The sequence below is a fragment of the Cupriavidus pampae genome (assembly GCF_914271485.1).
Taxonomy (GTDB): Bacteria; Pseudomonadota; Gammaproteobacteria; order Burkholderiales; family Burkholderiaceae; genus Cupriavidus; species Cupriavidus pampae.
In genome coordinates this window covers 801742-819793 of record NZ_CAJZAG010000001.1, presented here as the reverse complement: position 1 = coordinate 819793, position 18052 = coordinate 801742, and the positions used below count along the sequence as shown (strand labels likewise).

Genomic DNA, 18052 nt, shown 5'->3' with positions numbered 1-18052 from the left:
ACAGGCTAGTCTCCTCCGCCCGGCGCGAGCACGTCCCGCGCGCCGTTGCGTCCCATCTGCGAGACCAGCCCCGCCACTTCCATCTGCTCGAGCAGACGGGCCGAGCGGTTGTAGCCGATGCGTAACTGCCGCTGCACCGCGGAGATCGAGGCGCGGCGCGAGGTCACGACAAACGATACGGCTTCATCGTAAAGCGGATCGGCTTCGACATCACCGCCACCGTCACCGAACATGTCGGCGCCACTGCCTTCAGGCGTATCGCCGGCGAGGATCGCCTCGTCGTAGTCCGGTTCGCCGAACTGCTTCCAGTGCTCGACCACGCGATGCACTTCCTCGTCCGCGACGAACGCGCCGTGCACGCGTTGCGGATAGCCGGTACCCGGCGGCAGGAACAACATATCGCCCTGCCCCAGCAAGCTTTCCGCGCCCATCTGGTCGAGAATCGTGCGCGAGTCGATCTTCGACGAAACCTGAAACGCCACGCGTGTGGGGATATTGGCCTTGATCAGGCCCGTGATCACATCGACCGACGGACGCTGCGTGGCCAGAATCAGGTGGATGCCGGCCGCGCGCGCTTTCTGTGCCAGCCGCGCGATCAGTTCTTCGATCTTCTTGCCGGCCACCATCATCAGGTCGGCGAGCTCGTCGATGACCACCACGATCAGCGGCAGCGTCGATAACGGTTCCGGTGCGTCCGGCGTCAGCGAAAACGGATTCGGTACCTTGCGGTCCGCGGCCTGCGCGGCGCGGATTTTCTGGTTGTAGCCGGCCAGGTTACGCACGCCCAGTGCGGACATCAGGCGGTAGCGCTTTTCCATTTCACCGACGCACCAGTTGAGCGCGTGCGCGGCCTGCTTCATGTCCGTGACCACCGGTGCGAGCAGATGCGGGATGCCTTCGTACACCGACAGCTCGAGCATCTTGGGGTCGATCATGATCAGGCGCACGTCCTCGGGGGTGGCCTTGTACAGCATCGACAGGATCATCGCGTTCACGGCCACCGACTTGCCCGAGCCGGTGGTACCGGCCACCAGCAGGTGTGGCGCGCGCGCGAGGTCGGTCACCACCGGATTGCCGGTAATGTCCTTACCCATGGCGATGACCAGCCGCGAAGCATGGTCGCGGAAGGCGTCGCCGCTGACGATCTCGGACAGGCGGATCATCTGGCGTTTGGCATTGGGCAGCTCCAGGCCCATGCAGGTCTTGCCCGGAATCGTCTCGACCACGCGAATCGACGTTACGCCGAGCGCGCGCGCCAGATCTTTCATCAGGCCGACGACCTGCGCACCACGCACGCCTACGGCGGGGTCTACCTCGAAGCGCGTGATCACCGGACCCGCGCTCGCGCCGACCACGGACACCGGCACTTTGAATTCGGCCAGCCGCTGCGCGATCAGTTCGCTGGTTTGCTGCAACTCGTTCTCGGAGACCTGATGCGTATGCTCGCTCGTCGGCTCCAGAAGCGCGGTGTCAGGCAGACGGTAGTCGACGGGCGGGCGCGGGGGGGCGGGCGGCGGCACGGGCACCACGGCTGGCGGCGGCGCGAGCGGCGCCAGCGAAACGACGTTGCCCACCACTGCCGGCAACACGATGCGCGGCTTGGCCGCCACGGCAGCGGCTTCGACCAACGCGTTGGCGTCGAGCAACGCGCCTTCGTCGGTGTCAGCCGGGAGGGTATCGATTGATTCGACCAGCGCGTGCGCGTCAGCCGCGTCGACGACGTCAGCCACCGCGGGCACGTCAGCCGCTTCGGCCACGACAACTGCCTCGGACATGTCAGTCGCTTCGGCCACGGCAACTGCCTCAGGCATGTCAGCCGCTTCGGTCGCGGCAACTGCCTCGGGCATGTCAGCCGCTTCGGCCACGGCAATTGCCTCGGGCATGTCAGCCGCTTCGGCCACGGCAATTGCCTCGGGCATGTCAGGCGTTTCGGCCACTGCAACTGCCTCGGGCATGTCAGCCGCGTCAGCTACGCTAGCCACCTCGGCGGCGTCGCTGGCGGCGAGCAGGGTTACCGCTTCCTGCACGGCCGCCGCCACGGCAGACGTTTCCACAGCGGGCACGGGCACCACCGCTTCGGCGGCGTCCGGCGCGGGTGCATCGGCTTCGATCACCGGCAGCTGCACGGCGTCAGATACGGCGGCAGGCTCGGCGGCAAGCGCCGGCGCAGCCGATTGCCTGCCGCCGGCCCGAGCAGCCAGTTCGCGCAACTCTTCCAGCAGCTCGAGCGCTTCCTCACGAATAGCTTCGATCGCGGCGGTGGCGTCATCAGGGATGCCCGCTTCCAGCGGCACGAGGGCCGCTTCAGCGAGGGCCGGCGCCTCGACCGGCGGCACGGTAGGCGCCGCCATCGCGGCGCTCGGCGCGTCGTCTCCGTCAGTCGCCGGCACGGCCTCGACCACCTCGACCACCTCGACCACCTCGGCCACCTCGGTCGCCGCGACCACCGGCGCCACCTCGGGCAAGCCGGTCGCCTCGACGGCATCAGTCACGCCTGCTACATCGGCAACGTTTACCAACTCCGCCACAGCGATCGTCTCAACTGCCACCGCCGCAACGGCAGGCGCAGGCGAGGCCACGACTGGCGCGGCAACTGCCGGCGCCGCAGCCTGCGGCTGCGCTTCGGGCAGCGTCGTAATGCGCGCGCGGAAACCAATCTGCGGGTCGCGGAACGGGCTGCTGATCACCGTGCCGCGCTCTGCAACCGACGACGCAGCCGACGACGCAGCGGAGGCCGCTGCCGTGGCCGCCGGCAAAGAGGCACGCGCCGCCGGCGCCCCCCCCGTGGACACATGCGCCGCCGCGCCAGCCGCCATCGGCGTGCGTGCGGCGAGCGCTGATGCATGCGCCGCGCCCCCTTGCGCCGACGTGGTCGGCGCGCGTCCCGCAGCCGCGGGCGTCGCAAATGCAGATGCAGATGCAGCAGACGCATGCACTGCCGCTCCCGCGGCAGCCGAGCGCACTGCCGCGGCGGACGCCGTGGGCGCATGCGTCGCGCCTCCGGACGCCACCGACGCGCGCGCGGCCGGCGCGGATGCGGCCACACCGGCAGCCACAGCGGCCCTTGCCGGCGCTGGCGTGGCACGTACCGGCTCGCCCCTCAAGGCCTCCGCCGGCGCGGCGTCCTGAATCCAGATTTCACCGGGCTGCGGCGGCGATTGCCGCGTGCGCGGGGGCGGCTGCCATGTCGGTTGCTTGCGCGCGGAGATCGCTTCGATCCCCTTGTGCCGCGTGGCGCCACTGGCCGTGTCCGGCGTCCAGCCAGACGACAATGCCGACAGCGTTGACACCGACGGCATCGACACCCCGGCGGCAGACCCGGCGGACGTACCATGCGCCGGCATCTCGGCCCGGCTCTCGTTCCGCACCTTCCTGCCGGCCTTGGCCCGCGCCTCTTGACGCGCGCCGCGGTAAAGATCGTTGCGCTCGGCGCCCTCGGCATCGTCATCGCCCGCCGCACGCGGCTTGCGCAACAGCAGCAGCGTGCCCCAGGTTTCACCGAACACCATCGGCGCGGCCAGCACGAGCACCGCCAGCATCAGCAGCAGCGACGCGGTCCAGCCCAGCAGATTGGTGATCACGCCAGCCAGCGCGTGCCCCGCGCTACCACCCGCGAGCGCACCTCCGCCCTCGCCTCCGGTCAGCGACTCGAGCGCCGCGCTCACACACAGCACGATCACGGTACCCAGCAACACGCGGAGCGTGCCACGGCCGAACAGCGGACGCTCGCGCGCGAGCACGCGCATCGCCAGTCGCCAGACAAGCGGCGCGATCCACAAGGTCGACAATCCGAACCAGCCCAAACCCATGTTCGCCATTCACGTTAAAACTACGGGCAGCGATTGTAGCGGTTATGCGCCCCACAAGCCCGCGTTGATTGTCATGAGTTTGCAACGAAAATGCATGCGACGGTCAATCCCTCGCCCGCTTTTCACACTATCAATCGGCGTCAATCGGCGCAATCGAGTCGTCGGCCATAGAGTACTATCGCAGCAGACCTCCCTCCCCTGCCACTCATGCCCACCGCCGCCACGTTACGTTGCCAGTCTTTGCGCATCCTCGTGGTCGATGACGATCCGTTCCAGCGAACGGTCGCCGCCGATCTGCTGCGGGAATTTGGCATCGTGCATCTCGATTTCGCCGGCAATGGGCTCGAAGCCGCAGAGCGGCTCGCCGCCACCGCATTCGACGCAGTGCTGTGCGATATCGAAATGCCAGTGGCCAATGGCCCCGAACTGATCGCCGAACTCGGCCGGCGCGGCGCGGGCGCGCTGGCAGGGTCGCCACCCGTTTGGGTGTGGCTCACCGCGCTGGCGGACGACATCCTCGACTCGCATCGCGACCTCGTCCTCGCGCTCGGCTTTACCCGCGTGCACGCGTTGCACAAGCCGCTGCAACGCGCGGCGCTGATGCCCATCATCGACGATGCGCTCGCACGCCACCAGGACCCGCCACCGCAGTCCGACACTGACGATGAGCGCCCCACGCCCGACGACGCGGCCATCCTCGCGGCCGTCCGTGCCCTGGGCATCGAGAGCGGCGGTCCCCATGACGCGTCGCTGGCGGATGGCGAAACGATCGACGCTGGCGAGTTCGAAATCGAATGGCAACCGCAGTTCGAAATCGCGACGGGCCGCATTGCGGGCGCCGAAGCGTTATGCCGCTGGAACCATCCGACCCTCGGCCGCATCGCGCCAGACCTGTTTATCCCGCGGCTCGAAGCGCTCGACGCCGCCGACCCGATCCTGTTCCTGGCCACCGCGCGTTGCCTCGCCGTGCAACAGCGACTGCTGGCCAGCGGTCTCGAAATCCCGATCGGCATCAACGCCTCGGCCCAGACGCTCTGCCGGCCCGGCGTGCTCGATCGCATCGAACGCATGGTCGCGGCCACCGGCCTGCCGCGACGGCTGCTGACCATCGAACTCACCGAAGGCTTTCCGGTGGCGGACACGGTGGCGCTGTCGGTCGCGCTGAACCGCCTGCGCGTATTAGGCTACGGCGTGGCCATCGACGACTTCGGTGTGGGCATCGCCACGCTCAAGCTGCTAGCCGACCTGCCGTTCACGCAGATCAAGCTCGATCGCTCGTTCGTCTCGAGTGTGGATGCGGGTAGCCAGCGCGCCGTGATCTGCCGCAACATCATCCGGCTGGCGCTCGACCTCGGACTCGAATGCATCGCCGAGGGCATCGAGACCGAGGCACAGCGCGCCGCGCTGCAGGCGCTCGGCTGCCATCTCGGTCAGGGCTATCTGTGGTCGCGCCCGCTCGCGCTCGACGCCTTCGTGGCGCGAGCGCTGGCGTAGCGGTAAGAAAAACTACTGGCCCGCTCTAAACGGGTATTTCGCAAAGATCTCCGCCACCACCTTGTCGATCCCCTGCGGATTGGCCTGCGGATCGGCATCCTCCGCCGCCCCGCGCGCGATCCCCTCCCATACCAGCTGGTTCTTGCGCGCATCGACCAGGTCGATATTCAGCGTGCCCTCGGTGAAGGTATAGGTATCGGTATAGAAGCCATACCCGGGCCACGGTCCATACAGACCGCCACGATAGCCGTAGTAGCCGATATAGCCCGGCGGCGGCAGTGGCGCCGGATCGGAAACGATGCGCTGGCGCAGCCGCGCATTGAAGTTCACCAGCAGATCAGGCGACTCCTGCTGGTACTGGTAACCGCGTTCGGTCATCTGACGCGTCACCGCGGTCTTCAGGTACTGCGTGGTCAGACTCTCGTAGCCCTGCCGATCGGTTCCCGGGCGCGCGACGAACCCGAACGTGCGATACGCGGAGAAGTTGGTACTCGGATTGAAGTCGGTACGAATATCGGGCCCGGTGGCACAGGCGCCCAGCATCAGGGACAGGGTGAGGCAGGCAAGCAGTCGCGCAAGCATGTTGGCACTCCAATCAGAGCGGTGGTTGATAAATCTTAGCGTCCTTCAGTTCCATTTGCCGTCGAGACCGCCCATGCTGAACCGTCCGGCACCGAGCAGCGCCACGGCGAGCGCGGCCGCCAGGTACATGCCCTGCAGCTCGAGCGCCCAGCCGCCGGAGTCCGCCATCTGGCCAAGCTGCTTCGCATGCACCAGCGCGAATGCGAACAGCATGTTCGCGGCAACAATCAGTCCCGCCAGCCGCGCCCACAATCCGACGATCAGCAGCAATGGCGCGAAGATCTCGCCGATATACACCCCGTAGGCCACGAACTCCGGCAAACCCGCCTGCGTGACCACCTGCACCACGAATGCCGGCCCCGCCATCAGCTTGGAGATACCGTGCAGCAGAATCAGCACGCCCAGCACGATGCGCAGAATGGCCTTGCCCAGATCCTGATCGCCTTGCGTACGAGCCATCGTCATCCCCTTCTCATAGGTAAAGGTACCGCTTGAAAGAAGACTGCCGGTGCGCCATCGCCCACTCGGGCGGTCACGCTCAAGTACCTTAGTGCGCGGTAACCGGAAGGTAAAGGGTGAAGGTAAAGGCTCAGGCGAACCATCGTATCGCCTGATACCCGCGCCCATGCACGATGGCGCGACGAAAGATTGCAGCAACGAACGATGGCAGCGCCCGTACGGTGTCCAGACCGGGGACGGTCTTAATCGGGCGCCACATGCCAGTCGGGCGGCGGCGTGGCCACCGCGCGATGCATGCCCGGTGGCGGTGGCACGCTGAACATGCCGAAGCGCTCCGCGTTCTCGGGCAGGATCTCGCCGAGGAAATCGAGGAACAGCCGCAGCGCATGCGTGACGCCCTTGCGCGAGGGGAACACCGCGTGCAGCACGCCCATCGGCAGATCCCATTCGGGCAGCAGCACCTCGAGGTCCCCGCGCGCGATCTCGTCACGGCAATACATGCGCGGCAGCATCGCCACCCCCATGCCAGCCAGGCACGCCTCACGCAGCAGCGCGAACTCGTCGCTGATCAGCTTCGGTTCGTAGGCCACGTACATCGACTGCCCGCCCTTGCCGTACAGCGTCCACTCGTGCTTGCCCTCGTGGGGTTTCTGCCCGACGCCCGGCATCCCCTCGAGCGCCTGCGGCGTGCGCGGCCGGCCGATGCTGTCCAGCAGCGCGGGCGCGGCCACCAGCATCAGCTGGCTCTTGCCGAACGTGCGCACCGCCAGGCTCGAATCGTCGAGCACATCGCGTACCCGCAGCGCGAGGTCGATGTTTTCGCCAATCACGTCGACGCGACGGTTGGTCGCTTCGATCTCGAGCGTGATGCCCGGGTTGGCCTTCATAAAGCCGCCGATCGCTGGAGCCAGAATCACCTGCGCGATCACCACCGGGCAGGTCACGTGCAATCGCCCGCATGGCTGCTCGCGCGCCATCTCCACGATCTCGCGCGCGGCCTCGGCCTCGGCCAGCATGGCGCGGCACCGTTCGAAGAATGCCTCGCCGAGTGGCGTTACGCGCACCTGACGCGTGGTTCGACGCAGCAGCTGCACGCCCAGATCCTTCTCCAGCTGGGCGATGCGCCGGCTCAGGCGCGACTTGGGCACCCCGGTGGCACGGCTGGCGGCGGAGAAACTGCCGTGCTGCACCACCTGGGCGAACAGATAAAGGTCGTTGAGATCCTGCATGAGTGTCTTGGGCTAGGCCGTCGTTGCACTGGTAGAACGATAATTTCCATTTTGCCTCACTACCGCTACCAATGGTCAATCGCTATTGTTCGTCTCAACCAACCTTTGATGTGGAGTGACGAACATGAACATCCTGCAGATCGACTCGAGCGTACTGGGCGACAACTCTGTTTCGCGTGGCCTGACCGCCAGTGTGGTGGCCGACCTCGTGGCCAAGAACCCCGGCGCCACCGTGACCGTGCGCGACCTGGACCAGGACGCCCCGGCCCACCTGACGCACCACCTGCTGCCGGTGCTCGGCGGCCCCAAGGACGGCCTGACCGCCGCCCAGCAGGCCGAACTCGACCGCACGGAAACGTGGCTGGCCGAATTCCTGGCCGCCGACGTGATCGTGGTCGGCGCCCCGCAATACAACTTCGGCATTCCGAGCCAGCTCAAGGCCTGGATCGACCGCGTGGCGCAGGCTGGCCGCTCGTTCCGCTACACCGAAACCGGTCCCGTGGGCCTGGCCAACGCCAAGCGCGCGATCGTGGTGTCGTCGCGCGGCGGTGTGCGTCAGGACCCGAACGCACTGGATCTGCATGAAATCACGCTCGACACCGTGCTGCGCTTCCTCGGCGTGCCCGAAGTCACCGTGGTCCGCGCACATGGTCTGGCCATGGGCAACGAAGCCCGCGAAGCCGGCCTGAACGCCGCCCGCACGGCCATCGCCGCCCTCAACGACGGCACCCGCGCCGCCGCCTGATCTTCCGCCCGGAAGCTTCCCTCTCCCGCCGGGAGAGGGAAAGACCACCACGTCAGCATCCTCCTACACCCTCAACAGGGTTCCCGCCGCTCGCCGGGGGTCGCGTTCGCGACTATGATGGTCGGAATCCAGTCCGAAACCCGGGAGCCTGCATGACCTCAGCCCTGCTGCCTGCCGCGGCCGAACACGCTCATCGCACCGCTCATCATCACGGCGTCCAGGAACCCACGCTCGTGGCGCAGTATCGCCATGTGCGCGCGGCCACCGAGGCGCTGGTTGCCGATCTGTCGGACGCCGATGCCACCGTGCAATCGATGGACGATGCGAGCCCCGCCAAATGGCACCTGGCGCATACCACCTGGTTCTTCGAGGAATTCGTGCTGGCGGCGCGCATCCCGGACTACGAGCCCGTCGACCCGCAGTACCGTTTTCTCTTCAACTCCTATTACGAAGCCGTCGGCGCGCGCCATCCGCGCCCGCGACGTGGCCTGCTGACACGGCCCTCGCTTGACGAAATCCTGGCCTATCGCGAAGCCGTCGACGAAGCGATGCTGTCGCTGCTCGCCGACGCGCAGACCGATGAAGAAGCCGCGCTGGTCACGCTCGGCCTGCATCACGAGCAGCAGCATCAGGAATTGCTGCTGACCGACATCCTCCATCTGTTCGCGCAAAACCCGCTGCGCCCGGCTTACGCCCCCGAGATACTGGCCCCGGTCATCGCCGACCCGCGCCCCGCGCCCGAATGGATTCGCTTTACCGGCGGCGTGGTCGCCATCGGCCACGGCGGCGATGGGTTCGCTTTCGACTGCGAAGGCCCGCGCCACAACGTCCTGCTGCAACCGTATCAATTGAGCTCGCACCCCGTCACCAACCGCCAGTGGTTCGAGTTCATCGAGGACGGCGGTTACCAGAGCACCGGCCTGTGGCTCTCGGACGGCTGGCGCTGGGTCTGCGACCACGGCATCCAGGGGCCCGAATATTGGGAGGAGCGGGAAGGCACGTGGTGGCAGATGACGCTGCACGGCATGCAGCCCGTCGACCCGGACAGCCCGGTCACCCACGTGAGTTTCTTCGAGGCCGACGCGTTCGCGCGCTGGGCCGAACGCCGGCTACCGACCGAAGCCGAATGGGAACATGCGGCGCGCAACCTGCCGCCGACGGGCAACTTCGCCGAGGGCCATGCCCTGCGTCCGCTGCCCGATCGTCAGAACACCGCGGGCGTGCTGCGGCAGATGTTTGGCGATGTGTGGGAATGGACCGGCAGTGCCTATCTGCCGTATCCGGGCTTCCGCCCGAGCGCGGGCGCGGTCGGGGAATACAACGGCAAGTTCATGAGCAGCCAGATGGTGCTGCGCGGCGGGTCGTGCGTCACGCCCGAATCCCATATCCGCGCCACTTACCGCAACTTCTTCTACCCGCACCAACGCTGGCAGTTCACCGGCGTACGACTGGCCGACGACGTATAGAGCGAAAGCGAGGGAAAGCGGGGATTATTTCGGCGCTGCCGGCTTGACCGGCGGGGGCGGCTCCGCGCTGTAAACCTTGATCCAGCGCGAACGCAGCCCGTCCGCGATTTCCTTCTGGTTGTACAGCAGCGCGAAGTCGATCACGTTCATGCCCTGCTGATTCTTGAGGCGCATGTCCGCGCCTTCGTCGAGCAGCAGCTTGACCGTCTCGATATGGCCGCCACGCGCCGCCATCATCAGCGGCGTGCTGCCATTGGGGCTTTCGGCATCGATATAGGCGGCATGGTCGACGAGGTACTTGACCACGTCGTTATGGCCGTTGGTGGCCGCGTAGTGCAGCGGCGCCCAGCCCTTCTTGTTGATCTCGGCTTCCTCGCCATCGACCATCAGCTTGATCGAGTCGAGGTCGCCCTGCAGCGCCGCCATCATCAGCGCATTCTCGCCAGCCGGATTGGTCTTGTCGAAGTCGATGTTCTTGGCCTTGATCAGTGCCGCGGCCGCCTTCTTCGATTTCTCGCGCAGGGCCACCACCAGCATCGGATTGCCGCGATCGTCCACGAGGTTCGGATCGACGCCGCGCGAGATCAGCTTCTGCACGGTATTGGCGTCGTCGAATTCCACCGCCTTGCGCATGTCGGAAGCCGGCGTCGCGACAGCACAGCCTGCCAGCGTCAGTGCGGCAATCGCCAAACCCCGGCGAACAATCTTGACATCAAACATGAGCATTCCTGTCTATATGCTTGAACAGATTGAAAAAATTATCCGTCGTCTGTTCGGCCAGCTGCGCGACGGGAATGCCGCGCAGGTTGGCGATGAATTCGCCGACATGGCGTACCCAGGCCGGCTCGTTGGTCTTGCCGCGATACGGCACCGGGGCCAGATACGGGGAATCGGTCTCGATCAGCATGCGGTCCAGCGGCACCTTGCGCGCGGTTTCCTGCAGATCCGCCGCGCTTTTGAACGTGACGATGCCCGAGAACGAGATATGAAAGCCCTGGTCCAGCGACTGGCGCGCGACGTCCCAGCTCTCCGTAAAGCAGTGCATCACCCCACCCACCTCGCCCGCATTCTCTTCGCCCATCACGCGCAGCGTGTCCTCGGCCGAGGAGCGCGTATGGATGATCAACGGCTTGCGCGTCTGCCGCGCGGCACGGATATGCGTGCGGAACCGTTCGCGCTGCCACTCCATGTCCGCGATGCTGCGGCCATTGAGCCGGTAATAGTCGAGACCGGTCTCGCCAGTACCGACCACGCGCGGGTGGTTGGACAGCGTCACCAGCCGTTCGAGCGTGGGTTCTTCGCCCTCTTCGTGATCGGGATGGACCCCGACCGATGCGTACAGGTTCGGATGCTGCTCGGCTAACGCCAGTACGCGCGGGAAGTCTTCGAGCGTCACCGAAATGCAGAGCGCATGCGTGACGTGGTTGTCGCGCATGTTCTGGAGCAACTGCGGCAGCCGCTCGGCGAAGTCGGGGAAATCGATATGGCAGTGGGAATCGACAAACATGGCTCAGGGGCTCCGGTCAGGCCTGGTCCGCAAGCCGGCGGCCCAGGATGATCAGGTCGCGTTCGACGCCATCGAGCACTGCCACGCGCGGCAGCGAACCCCACCGCTCGAAGCCATAGCGCGCGAACAACCGCAGGCTCGGTTCGTTGTGGCCAAAAATAAAGCCGAGCAGCGTGCTGACGCCGAGCTTGGGCGCATGCGCAATGGCCTGCTCCAGCAGATACCGACCCAGCCCCTGGCCGCGACGCGTCTCATCGAGGTAGATCGAGACTTCCGCGGTTCCGCCATACGCCGGCCGGCCGTAGAAATCCGAAAAGCTGATCCAGCCGGCCATACGGCCTTCCGCATCCTCGCATACCCACAGTGGCCGGCGCTCAGGCAGATGGGCGTCGAACCACGCTTCGCGCGAAGCCACCGACACCGGCTCGGTATCGGCGGTCACCATGCGCGACGGCACCGTGCTGTTGTAGATCGCCACGATACCGGGCAGGTCCTCGCGCTGCGCCAGGCGCAGCGTAAATTCAGAAATACTCATAAAAACAGCAACCTATCGTTCAAACTTGAAGTTCTACTACAACGTTTGCGTGGGCCGGCCCGACTCGATGGCCTTGCCGAGGATTTCCTCGACCGCGCGCTTCAGGTTGCGGCCATTGTCGTCGTCGGGCAGATGCACGCCCACGCCCGGGGTCTTCAGCGGTGTGCCAGCCGGCGTGATCCACGCCACCTCGCCGGCGACCTGAAACTTCTGGCGATCCAGCAGCGACAGCACGAGGAACACCTGCTCGCCCAGCCGGAACGGCCGGTTCGACGGCACGAAGATGCCGCCGCGCGAGAGGAACGGCATATACGCGGCATACAGCCCCGCCTGATCCTTGATCGACAGCGACAGCACATTGGGCCGCGACGCTCCCGCGGGCATGGGCGTGGTGGCCGGGCCGGTCGCCGCGGTGGACGCCGGTGTGGCAGCGCCTGTCGAGGGAGCAGGACGCGGCTGCGTCCCCGTGACTGCTGTATTCATATTGACCCCAGGTTATGGCTGGCCGCTTGTGCGGCCTATAGAAATATCAACAACCAGATAACTACCGAAAAAGCTGCCGGTAGTCGAGAAACACCGACTCCATGACCAGACGTGCCGCCAGCGGATGATTCTCATGCCGGCGATGACCGACCAGCCGCGCCGCGAAGCCCTGCAGACGATGCGCATCGGTGGCCTGCGCGCAGCGCGCCTGCGCGGTGCGCTCCTTCGGAAAATACCTTGTGCCCCGCTGCCCGCCCGGATCGGACTGCGATGCGAGCTGCAATGCCAGCAGATCGTACGTCCAGCGCTGCAGGATGCCAAGCACGGCCGGCACCGGAAGCTTCTGCAATTGATCTGCCGCAGACAAGGCGTCGAACGCGCCGCCGGCGCCAAGCTGGCCCACCAGCCAGCGCTGCAGCGGCTGCTCCTCGGCTTCCGCCGCGTGCAGCGCCGTCAGCGGCGAGCCGCCGGCCAGCGCGAGCTGCGCCTCGGCATCGGCCACGCCCTGGCTGCCGAGCCACGCCAGCGCCTGCGCCGAGGTGGGCCGTGTCACGCCAAACTGGCGGCAACGCGACAGGATCGTCGGCAGCACGCGATCGAGCCGATCCGTCACCAGCAGGAACACCGTTGATGGCGGTGGCTCCTCAAGCGTCTTCAGCAGCGCGTTGGCGCCTTCGGTCTGCAGCGCATCGAGCGGATAGACCACCACCACGCGCAACCCCGCGCGGTGCGTGCCGACGCCCACCGCCTCGATCAGCGCGCGCACCTGTTCCATGCGAATGATCTTGCTGGGCGCCTTCTTCTTGCTGCCAGCCTCGGTGTCGCCATCCCCCTCGGCGCCGCCCTCGAGCGCCTCGGGCCGTACCACCGTGAAATCGGGGTGATTACCCTGGCTGAACCAGTGGCACGCGCCACAGCTGCCGCACGGCTGCCCGTCGGGCCGCGGTGCCTCGCACAGCAGACCCTGCGCGAAGTGCAGGGCGAGGTCGCGCTTGCCGATGCCTTGCTGCCCATGCATCAACAACGCATGCGGCAGCCGGTCGCGTAACGCGGCCAGCCGTTGCCAGTCTTCTCGTTGCCAGGGATAAAGCATTGCGATGTAAAGCGTTGCGGTTCAGTGGGTTAGCAGCACTTCCTCATGTTTTATCCAAACCCATGAGGTTGATATCACAGCAGCAATATACGCGTTTCAAATCAACGTGTTGCAATAAATTCCGCAACGATGTTCTCAAGCTCGTCACGGATCGCCTCGATCGAGCGCGTGGCGTCGATCACGCGGAATCGCCCGGGCGATTGCGCGGCGCGACGCAGGTACTCGGCGCGGGTCCGCTCGAAAAACGCGCGCGACTCCGCCTCGAACTTGTCGGGCGAACGCGCGCCAGCCAGACGTTCGCTCGCGGTCTCCAGCGGCACGTCGAACAGCAGCGTCAGGTCGGGCTGAAGCTCGCCCTGTACCCACTGCTCCAACGCCTCGAGCCGCGCGGTCGGCAGACCGCGACCGCCGCCCTGATAGGCGAAGGTGGCATCGGTGAAGCGATCCGAGATAACCCAGTCCCCGCGCGCGAGCGCGGGCTCGATGACCTCGGCGATATGTTCGCGGCGCGCCGCGAACATCAGCAGCGCCTCGGTTTCCAGATGCATCTTGCGATGCAGCAGCAGGCCGCGCAGGTCTTCGCCCAGCGGCGTGCCACCTGGCTCGCGCGTGGCGACCACGGGCGTGGCGTTGGGCCGCGCGCGCAGGCGTTGGGCCACCCACTCGATATGGGTGCTCTTGCCGGCGCCGTCGATGCCTTCGAAGGTAATGAATGTTCCGCGTGGTGCGTGTGTGGCGGGCATGAGACGTCTTATTTGCCGCGCTGGTACTTGTCGACCGCGCGATTGTGTTCGGGAAGCGAATTGGAGAAATGGCTGCTGCCGTCACCGCGCGCCACGAAATATAGCGCGTCCGACGGTGCCGGCGCCGTCGCCGCGGCCAGCGAGGCCAGGCCGGGCAGCGCGATCGGCGTCGGCGGCAGCCCGACGCGCGTGTACGTATTGTACGGGGTGTCGGTCTGCAGATCGCGCTTGCGCAGATTGCCATCGAACTTCTCGCCAACGCCGTAGATCACGGTCGGGTCGGTCTGCAGCATCATGTTCTTGCGCAGCCGGTTGACGAACACCGCCGCGATCATCGGCCGCTCGACCGCTTGCCCGGTCTCCTTCTCGACGATCGAGGCCATGACCAGCGCTTCGTACGGCGTCTTGTACGGCAGGTCCGGCGCGCGCGCGCTCCAGGCGTCGGCGAGCCGCTTCTGCATGGCGCGATACGCATGCTTGTACAGCTCGATGTCGCTGCTGCCGCGTGCGAAGAGATAGGTGTCGGGGAAGAACATGCCCTCGGGCGAGGGTTCCTCGGCGCCGATCGCCTTCATCAGGTCGGCATCGGACAGGCCGGTCGTATCGTGGCGCAGCGCCGGGTTGGCGTCGACCGCCGCGCGCATCTTGCGGAACTCCCATCCCTCGATCACCGTGACCACATAGTGCGTGACCTCGCCGCGCGCGAGCTTGTCCAGCACGTCGAGCGGCGTCACGCCGGTGGCGAATTGATAGCCGCCGGCCTTGAGGCTCGCGCCCTGCCCCGTGATCCGGGCCAACGCCACGAACAGGCGCGCGTCGATCGGCACGCCGCCGCGCTGGACCTGACGGCCCACGCTGACGACGCTGGAATTGGGCTTGATCACCACTTCGACCGGTGAGGTGGCCAGCGTCAGGGGCTGATGGGCCCACCAGGCAAAACCGCCCGCGGCAGCGAGTGCCACGATCACGGCCAGTCCGACCAGGCGCAAAAAGAAACGTTTCATTGATTCAGTATCTTGGAGGCGTCATGTCCCTACCGTCGGGTCGGGTTCGCGTCGGGTTCGTATTCGGTCCGGCCGACATGGCGCAAGCCCCATATAATACCGGGAGCCCTGCGCCCTCACGAGCCCATCACGCCACATCCTTCCGCCCTTGCCGCGGACGATTGTCGAACATACAGGCCATCCCCATATGCGGGAGGCGCCAAATACTCCACCCCTATCGCATGACAGCCAACGCCAATCCGTCTCTCTCGTCCAGTGTGGACGCCCTGCGTAGCCCGGGAATCGTCGCGCCCATCGCCGGCCTCGGCCTGATCCGTGTGAGCGGCGACGATGCCGCGACGTTCCTGCATGGCCAGCTGACCAACGCCACCGAAGACCTGTCGCCCGCCACCGCGCGGCTGGCGGGCTACTGCTCGCCCAAGGGTCGGCTGCAGGCCAGCTTTCTCACGTGGCGCGATGTCGAGGGCATCGTGCTGCAACTCTCGGCCGAGATCCAGCCCGCGTTGCAAAAGCGGCTGACCATGTTCGTGCTGCGCGCAAAGGCGAAGCTCGCGGATATCTCCGCGGCGTATCGCCTGCTCGGCGTGGCGGGCCCGAAGGCCGCCGAGGCGCTCGCCGCCGCGGGCCTGCCGGCGCCGCAGGCACTTCTGGCCGCGGCCGCCGCTGACGGCAGCACCGTGATCCGCCTGCACGACGCGGCCGCGCAGCCGCGCTGGCAGGTCGCCGTGCCGGCCGAACGCGCCGACGCCGTACAGGCCGCCCTCTCCGGCGCACTGTCGCCAGCCGGTAGCGAGGTGTGGGACTGGCTCGAGATCGAAGCCGGTATTCCGCGTATCGTCGCGGCTACACAGGAACAATTCGTGCCGCAGATGATCAACTTCGAATTGATCGGCGGCGTGAATTTCCGCAAGGGCTGCTATCCGGGTCAGGAAGTCGTGGCGCGCAGCCAGTATCGCGGCACACTCAAGCGACGCATGTGGCGCGTGCACGGCGACGGCGCGGCCCCCGCGCCCGCTACAGAAATCTTCCGCCCGGACGATGCCGAGCAGCCGTGCGGCATGATCGTCAACGCCACCGCGTCGCCCGAGGGTGGCTGGGATGGTCTGGCCGAGCTCAAGATCGATGCGGCTGGCGGTCCCATGCATCTGGGCGCGGCCGATGGTACGCCGGTCGTCACGCGTGCGCTGCCGTACGAAGTGCCGCTGTCCGGCGAAGGCCAGACGGCCGGTTGACACACATCTGGGACGGGCCATGAGCGATCATCTGTTTGTGTATTTCCGCATGCCGGACGATCACGCGATCGACGCGCTGCCGCGCTGGCATCGCTGGATGGAGACCGTGGCCGAAGCAACCGGGATTGGTGGTACGCTCATGCGCAGGCCCGAGACACGGGACGGCCTGCAGACGTGGATGGAGTGTTATGCGGACATTCCGCCGGCGTTCGATGCCACGCTCGATGGGCTGTGGCGTCAGAGCGGACTCGATGGCTGGATTCACGGCGCGCGGCAAGCCGAGCGTTTCGTGGATCTGGACATGCTTTAGAAACGCACGAAGTAAAAGGGAAGCAATATGTGCCTGATTCTGGTCGCATGGCAGTCGCACCCGGACTATGCCCTGGTGGTTGCCGGCAATCGCGACGAGTTCTACGCGCGCCCCGCCGCGCCCGCGCACTGGTGGCAGGATGCCGCGCACGTGCTGGCGGGTCGCGACCTGGCGGAGGTGATCGGCGACGCGGGCACCTGGATGGGCATTGCCAGCGGCGGGCATGACGCCCGGTCGCGTCGCGACCAACCCCATGGGGGTGCCCGATTTGCCGCGCTGACCAACTATCGTGCGCCGTCCGAGAAACGCGTCGATGCGCGTTCGCGCGGCGAGCTCGTGGCGCGCTTCCTGCGCGGCCAGCAAACCCCCGAGGATTATCTGGACACGCTGTCGCAGGCCAACGGCATGTACAACGGCTTCAACCTGCTCGCGAGCGACATGGAGGAACTGTGGTGGTACAGCAACCGGTCGCCGTCGCGCCAGCCGCAGCGGCTGGACCCCGGCCTGTACGGGCTGTCCAACGCATTGCTCGACACGCCGTGGCCCAAGGTGCGCAGTCGTGTGGGCGCGCTGTGCGAAGTGCTGGCGGCCGATCGCGGCGATGCAAGCGCGAGTGCGGAGCCCTACCTGCAGATGCTGGCCGATGACCACCGCGCGCTCGACTCGGAACTGCCATCGACGGGCGTGTCGTACGAATGGGAGAAGGTGTTGTCGTCGGCGTTTATCCGCTCGCCGAGCTACGGCACACGTGCGAGCACGGTGCTGCGGGTCCGTCATGACGGCCGCTTCGACTACAGCGAACGCAGCTTTGGCGCCGACGGCCAGATCGGCGACGTCCGTTACGGCGGCCAGCTGGGCGTGTCGCGCGACACCAACGTGCCGGCCTCGCGCTGAGCCAACTATCCGAGGGCGCCCTGCCCTCGGCCCCGCATTATCCGAGCGTCTTGCGCATCTCCACGTGCGGAATGCCGGCTTCCTCGAATTCTTCCCCCACCTGTGCGAAACCCGCGCGCGCATAGAACGGCGCCGCATGGGTCTGCGCGTTGAGCACCAACGCTTCATAGCCAAGCGCGGCGGCCTTGGCCATCAGCGCTTCCAGCACCTTCGCACCAACGCCGGTGCCGCGCGCGGACGCGAGCACCGCCATGCGGCCGATATGACCATCGGGCAGCAGACGGCCGGTCGCCACCGCGGTGCCGTCGTCCCGCAACGCCAGCGCATGCCAGCTTCGCGCGTCCCATTCATCGAGTTCGAGTTCCTGCGGCACGCGCTGCTCCTCCACGAACACGTTGAAACGAATGGCGCTTGCGCGCGCCTGGGCTTCGGACCAGGGACAGACGACGACGGAAATGGACATGACG

18 protein-coding genes are annotated in these 18052 nt (G+C 66.6%); 6 read left to right on the top strand and 12 right to left on the bottom strand.

Annotated elements, in window-relative coordinates; genetic code table 11:
• Positions 1-5: 5 nt before the first annotated feature.
• Positions 6-3809, bottom strand: a complete 3804-nt coding sequence (locus tag LDO41_RS03620) for a DNA translocase FtsK (protein ID WP_223981953.1) — start codon at positions 3807-3809, stop codon at positions 6-8.
• Positions 3810-4016: 207 nt separating this feature from the next.
• Between LDO41_RS03620 and LDO41_RS03615 the strand changes: the two genes are divergently transcribed.
• Complete coding sequence (locus tag LDO41_RS03615) at positions 4017-5303, top strand: EAL domain-containing response regulator (RefSeq protein ID WP_223981951.1); 1287 nt, start codon at positions 4017-4019, stop codon at positions 5301-5303.
• A gap of 12 nt (positions 5304-5315) precedes the next feature.
• On the opposite strand, the gene LDO41_RS03610 is transcribed toward LDO41_RS03615, so the two are convergent.
• The 3 genes from LDO41_RS03610 to LDO41_RS03600 all read right to left on the bottom strand — a co-directional run bounded on the left by LDO41_RS03610 (position 5316) and on the right by LDO41_RS03600 (position 7573).
• Entirely contained in the window at positions 5316-5885 is a 570-nt protein-coding gene (locus LDO41_RS03610; protein ID WP_223981949.1) for a DUF4136 domain-containing protein, read from the bottom strand.
• A 45-nt stretch (positions 5886-5930) separates the two neighbouring features.
• Positions 5931-6344, bottom strand: a complete 414-nt coding sequence (locus LDO41_RS03605; protein WP_223981947.1) for a DoxX family protein — start codon at positions 6342-6344, stop codon at positions 5931-5933.
• A gap of 242 nt (positions 6345-6586) precedes the next feature.
• Positions 6587-7573 (bottom strand): LysR substrate-binding domain-containing protein, encoded by a 987-nt coding sequence (locus LDO41_RS03600; protein ID WP_223981944.1) that lies wholly within the window; start codon positions 7571-7573, stop codon positions 6587-6589.
• A gap of 124 nt (positions 7574-7697) precedes the next feature.
• On the opposite strand from LDO41_RS03600, the gene LDO41_RS03595 reads away from it, so the two are divergent.
• Both LDO41_RS03595 and egtB read left to right on the top strand, forming a co-directional pair.
• Positions 7698-8318 (top strand): FMN-dependent NADH-azoreductase, encoded by a 621-nt coding sequence (locus LDO41_RS03595; protein WP_223981941.1) that lies wholly within the window; start codon positions 7698-7700, stop codon positions 8316-8318.
• Positions 8319-8470: 152 nt separating this feature from the next.
• A complete protein-coding gene (gene egtB / locus LDO41_RS03590) occupies positions 8471-9784 on the top strand; it encodes an ergothioneine biosynthesis protein EgtB (protein ID WP_223981938.1) in 1314 nt (437 codons plus the stop codon).
• 24 nt (positions 9785-9808) lie between these two features.
• On the opposite strand, the gene LDO41_RS03585 is transcribed toward egtB, so the two are convergent.
• From LDO41_RS03585 to mltG, 7 genes are all read right to left on the bottom strand, one after another.
• Positions 9809-10504 carry an ankyrin repeat domain-containing protein gene (locus LDO41_RS03585; RefSeq protein ID WP_223981934.1) on the bottom strand — a complete coding sequence of 232 codons (696 nt, stop codon included), beginning with the start codon at positions 10502-10504 and terminating at the stop codon, positions 9809-9811.
• On the bottom strand, positions 10497-11291 hold the full coding sequence (locus LDO41_RS03580; protein WP_223981930.1) for a TatD family hydrolase: 795 nt from the start codon (positions 11289-11291) through the stop codon (positions 10497-10499). Before LDO41_RS03580 ends, LDO41_RS03585 begins: the two co-directional genes overlap by 8 nt.
• Positions 11292-11307: 16 nt before the next feature.
• Positions 11308-11826 carry a GNAT family N-acetyltransferase gene (locus LDO41_RS03575; protein ID WP_223981927.1) on the bottom strand — a complete coding sequence of 173 codons (519 nt, stop codon included), beginning with the start codon at positions 11824-11826 and terminating at the stop codon, positions 11308-11310.
• A 36-nt stretch (positions 11827-11862) separates the two neighbouring features.
• Entirely contained in the window at positions 11863-12309 is a 447-nt protein-coding gene (locus LDO41_RS03570; RefSeq protein ID WP_377740643.1) for a PilZ domain-containing protein, read from the bottom strand.
• Between the two features lie 61 nt (positions 12310-12370).
• Positions 12371-13402: a DNA polymerase III subunit delta' gene (locus tag LDO41_RS03565; RefSeq protein WP_223981924.1), complete on the bottom strand. Its 1032-nt coding sequence runs from the start codon at positions 13400-13402 to the stop codon at positions 12371-12373.
• 101 nt (positions 13403-13503) lie between these two features.
• Positions 13504-14145, bottom strand: a complete 642-nt coding sequence (tmk, locus tag LDO41_RS03560; protein ID WP_223981921.1) for a dTMP kinase — start codon at positions 14143-14145, stop codon at positions 13504-13506.
• Between the two features lie 8 nt (positions 14146-14153).
• On the bottom strand, positions 14154-15149 hold the full coding sequence (gene mltG / locus LDO41_RS03555) for an endolytic transglycosylase MltG (protein ID WP_223981918.1): 996 nt from the start codon (positions 15147-15149) through the stop codon (positions 14154-14156).
• 221 nt (positions 15150-15370) lie between these two features.
• On the opposite strand from mltG, the gene ygfZ reads away from it, so the two are divergent.
• Genes ygfZ through LDO41_RS03540 form a run of 3 tightly spaced genes read left to right on the top strand, consistent with a single transcriptional unit; the run spans position 15371 to position 17585 of the window.
• Positions 15371-16381, top strand: a complete 1011-nt coding sequence (ygfZ, locus tag LDO41_RS03550; RefSeq protein ID WP_223981916.1) for a CAF17-like 4Fe-4S cluster assembly/insertion protein YgfZ — start codon at positions 15371-15373, stop codon at positions 16379-16381.
• A gap of 19 nt (positions 16382-16400) precedes the next feature.
• A complete protein-coding gene (locus LDO41_RS03545; RefSeq protein ID WP_223981913.1) occupies positions 16401-16691 on the top strand; it encodes a DUF4936 family protein in 291 nt (96 codons plus the stop codon).
• 27 nt (positions 16692-16718) lie between these two features.
• Positions 16719-17585, top strand: coding sequence for an NRDE family protein (locus LDO41_RS03540; protein ID WP_223981912.1), 867 nt, complete (start codon positions 16719-16721; stop codon positions 17583-17585).
• Between the two features lie 37 nt (positions 17586-17622).
• On the opposite strand, the gene LDO41_RS03535 is transcribed toward LDO41_RS03540, so the two are convergent.
• Positions 17623-18048 carry a GNAT family N-acetyltransferase gene (locus tag LDO41_RS03535; RefSeq protein WP_223981910.1) on the bottom strand — a complete coding sequence of 142 codons (426 nt, stop codon included), beginning with the start codon at positions 18046-18048 and terminating at the stop codon, positions 17623-17625.
• Between the last annotated feature and the right edge of the window lie 4 nt (positions 18049-18052).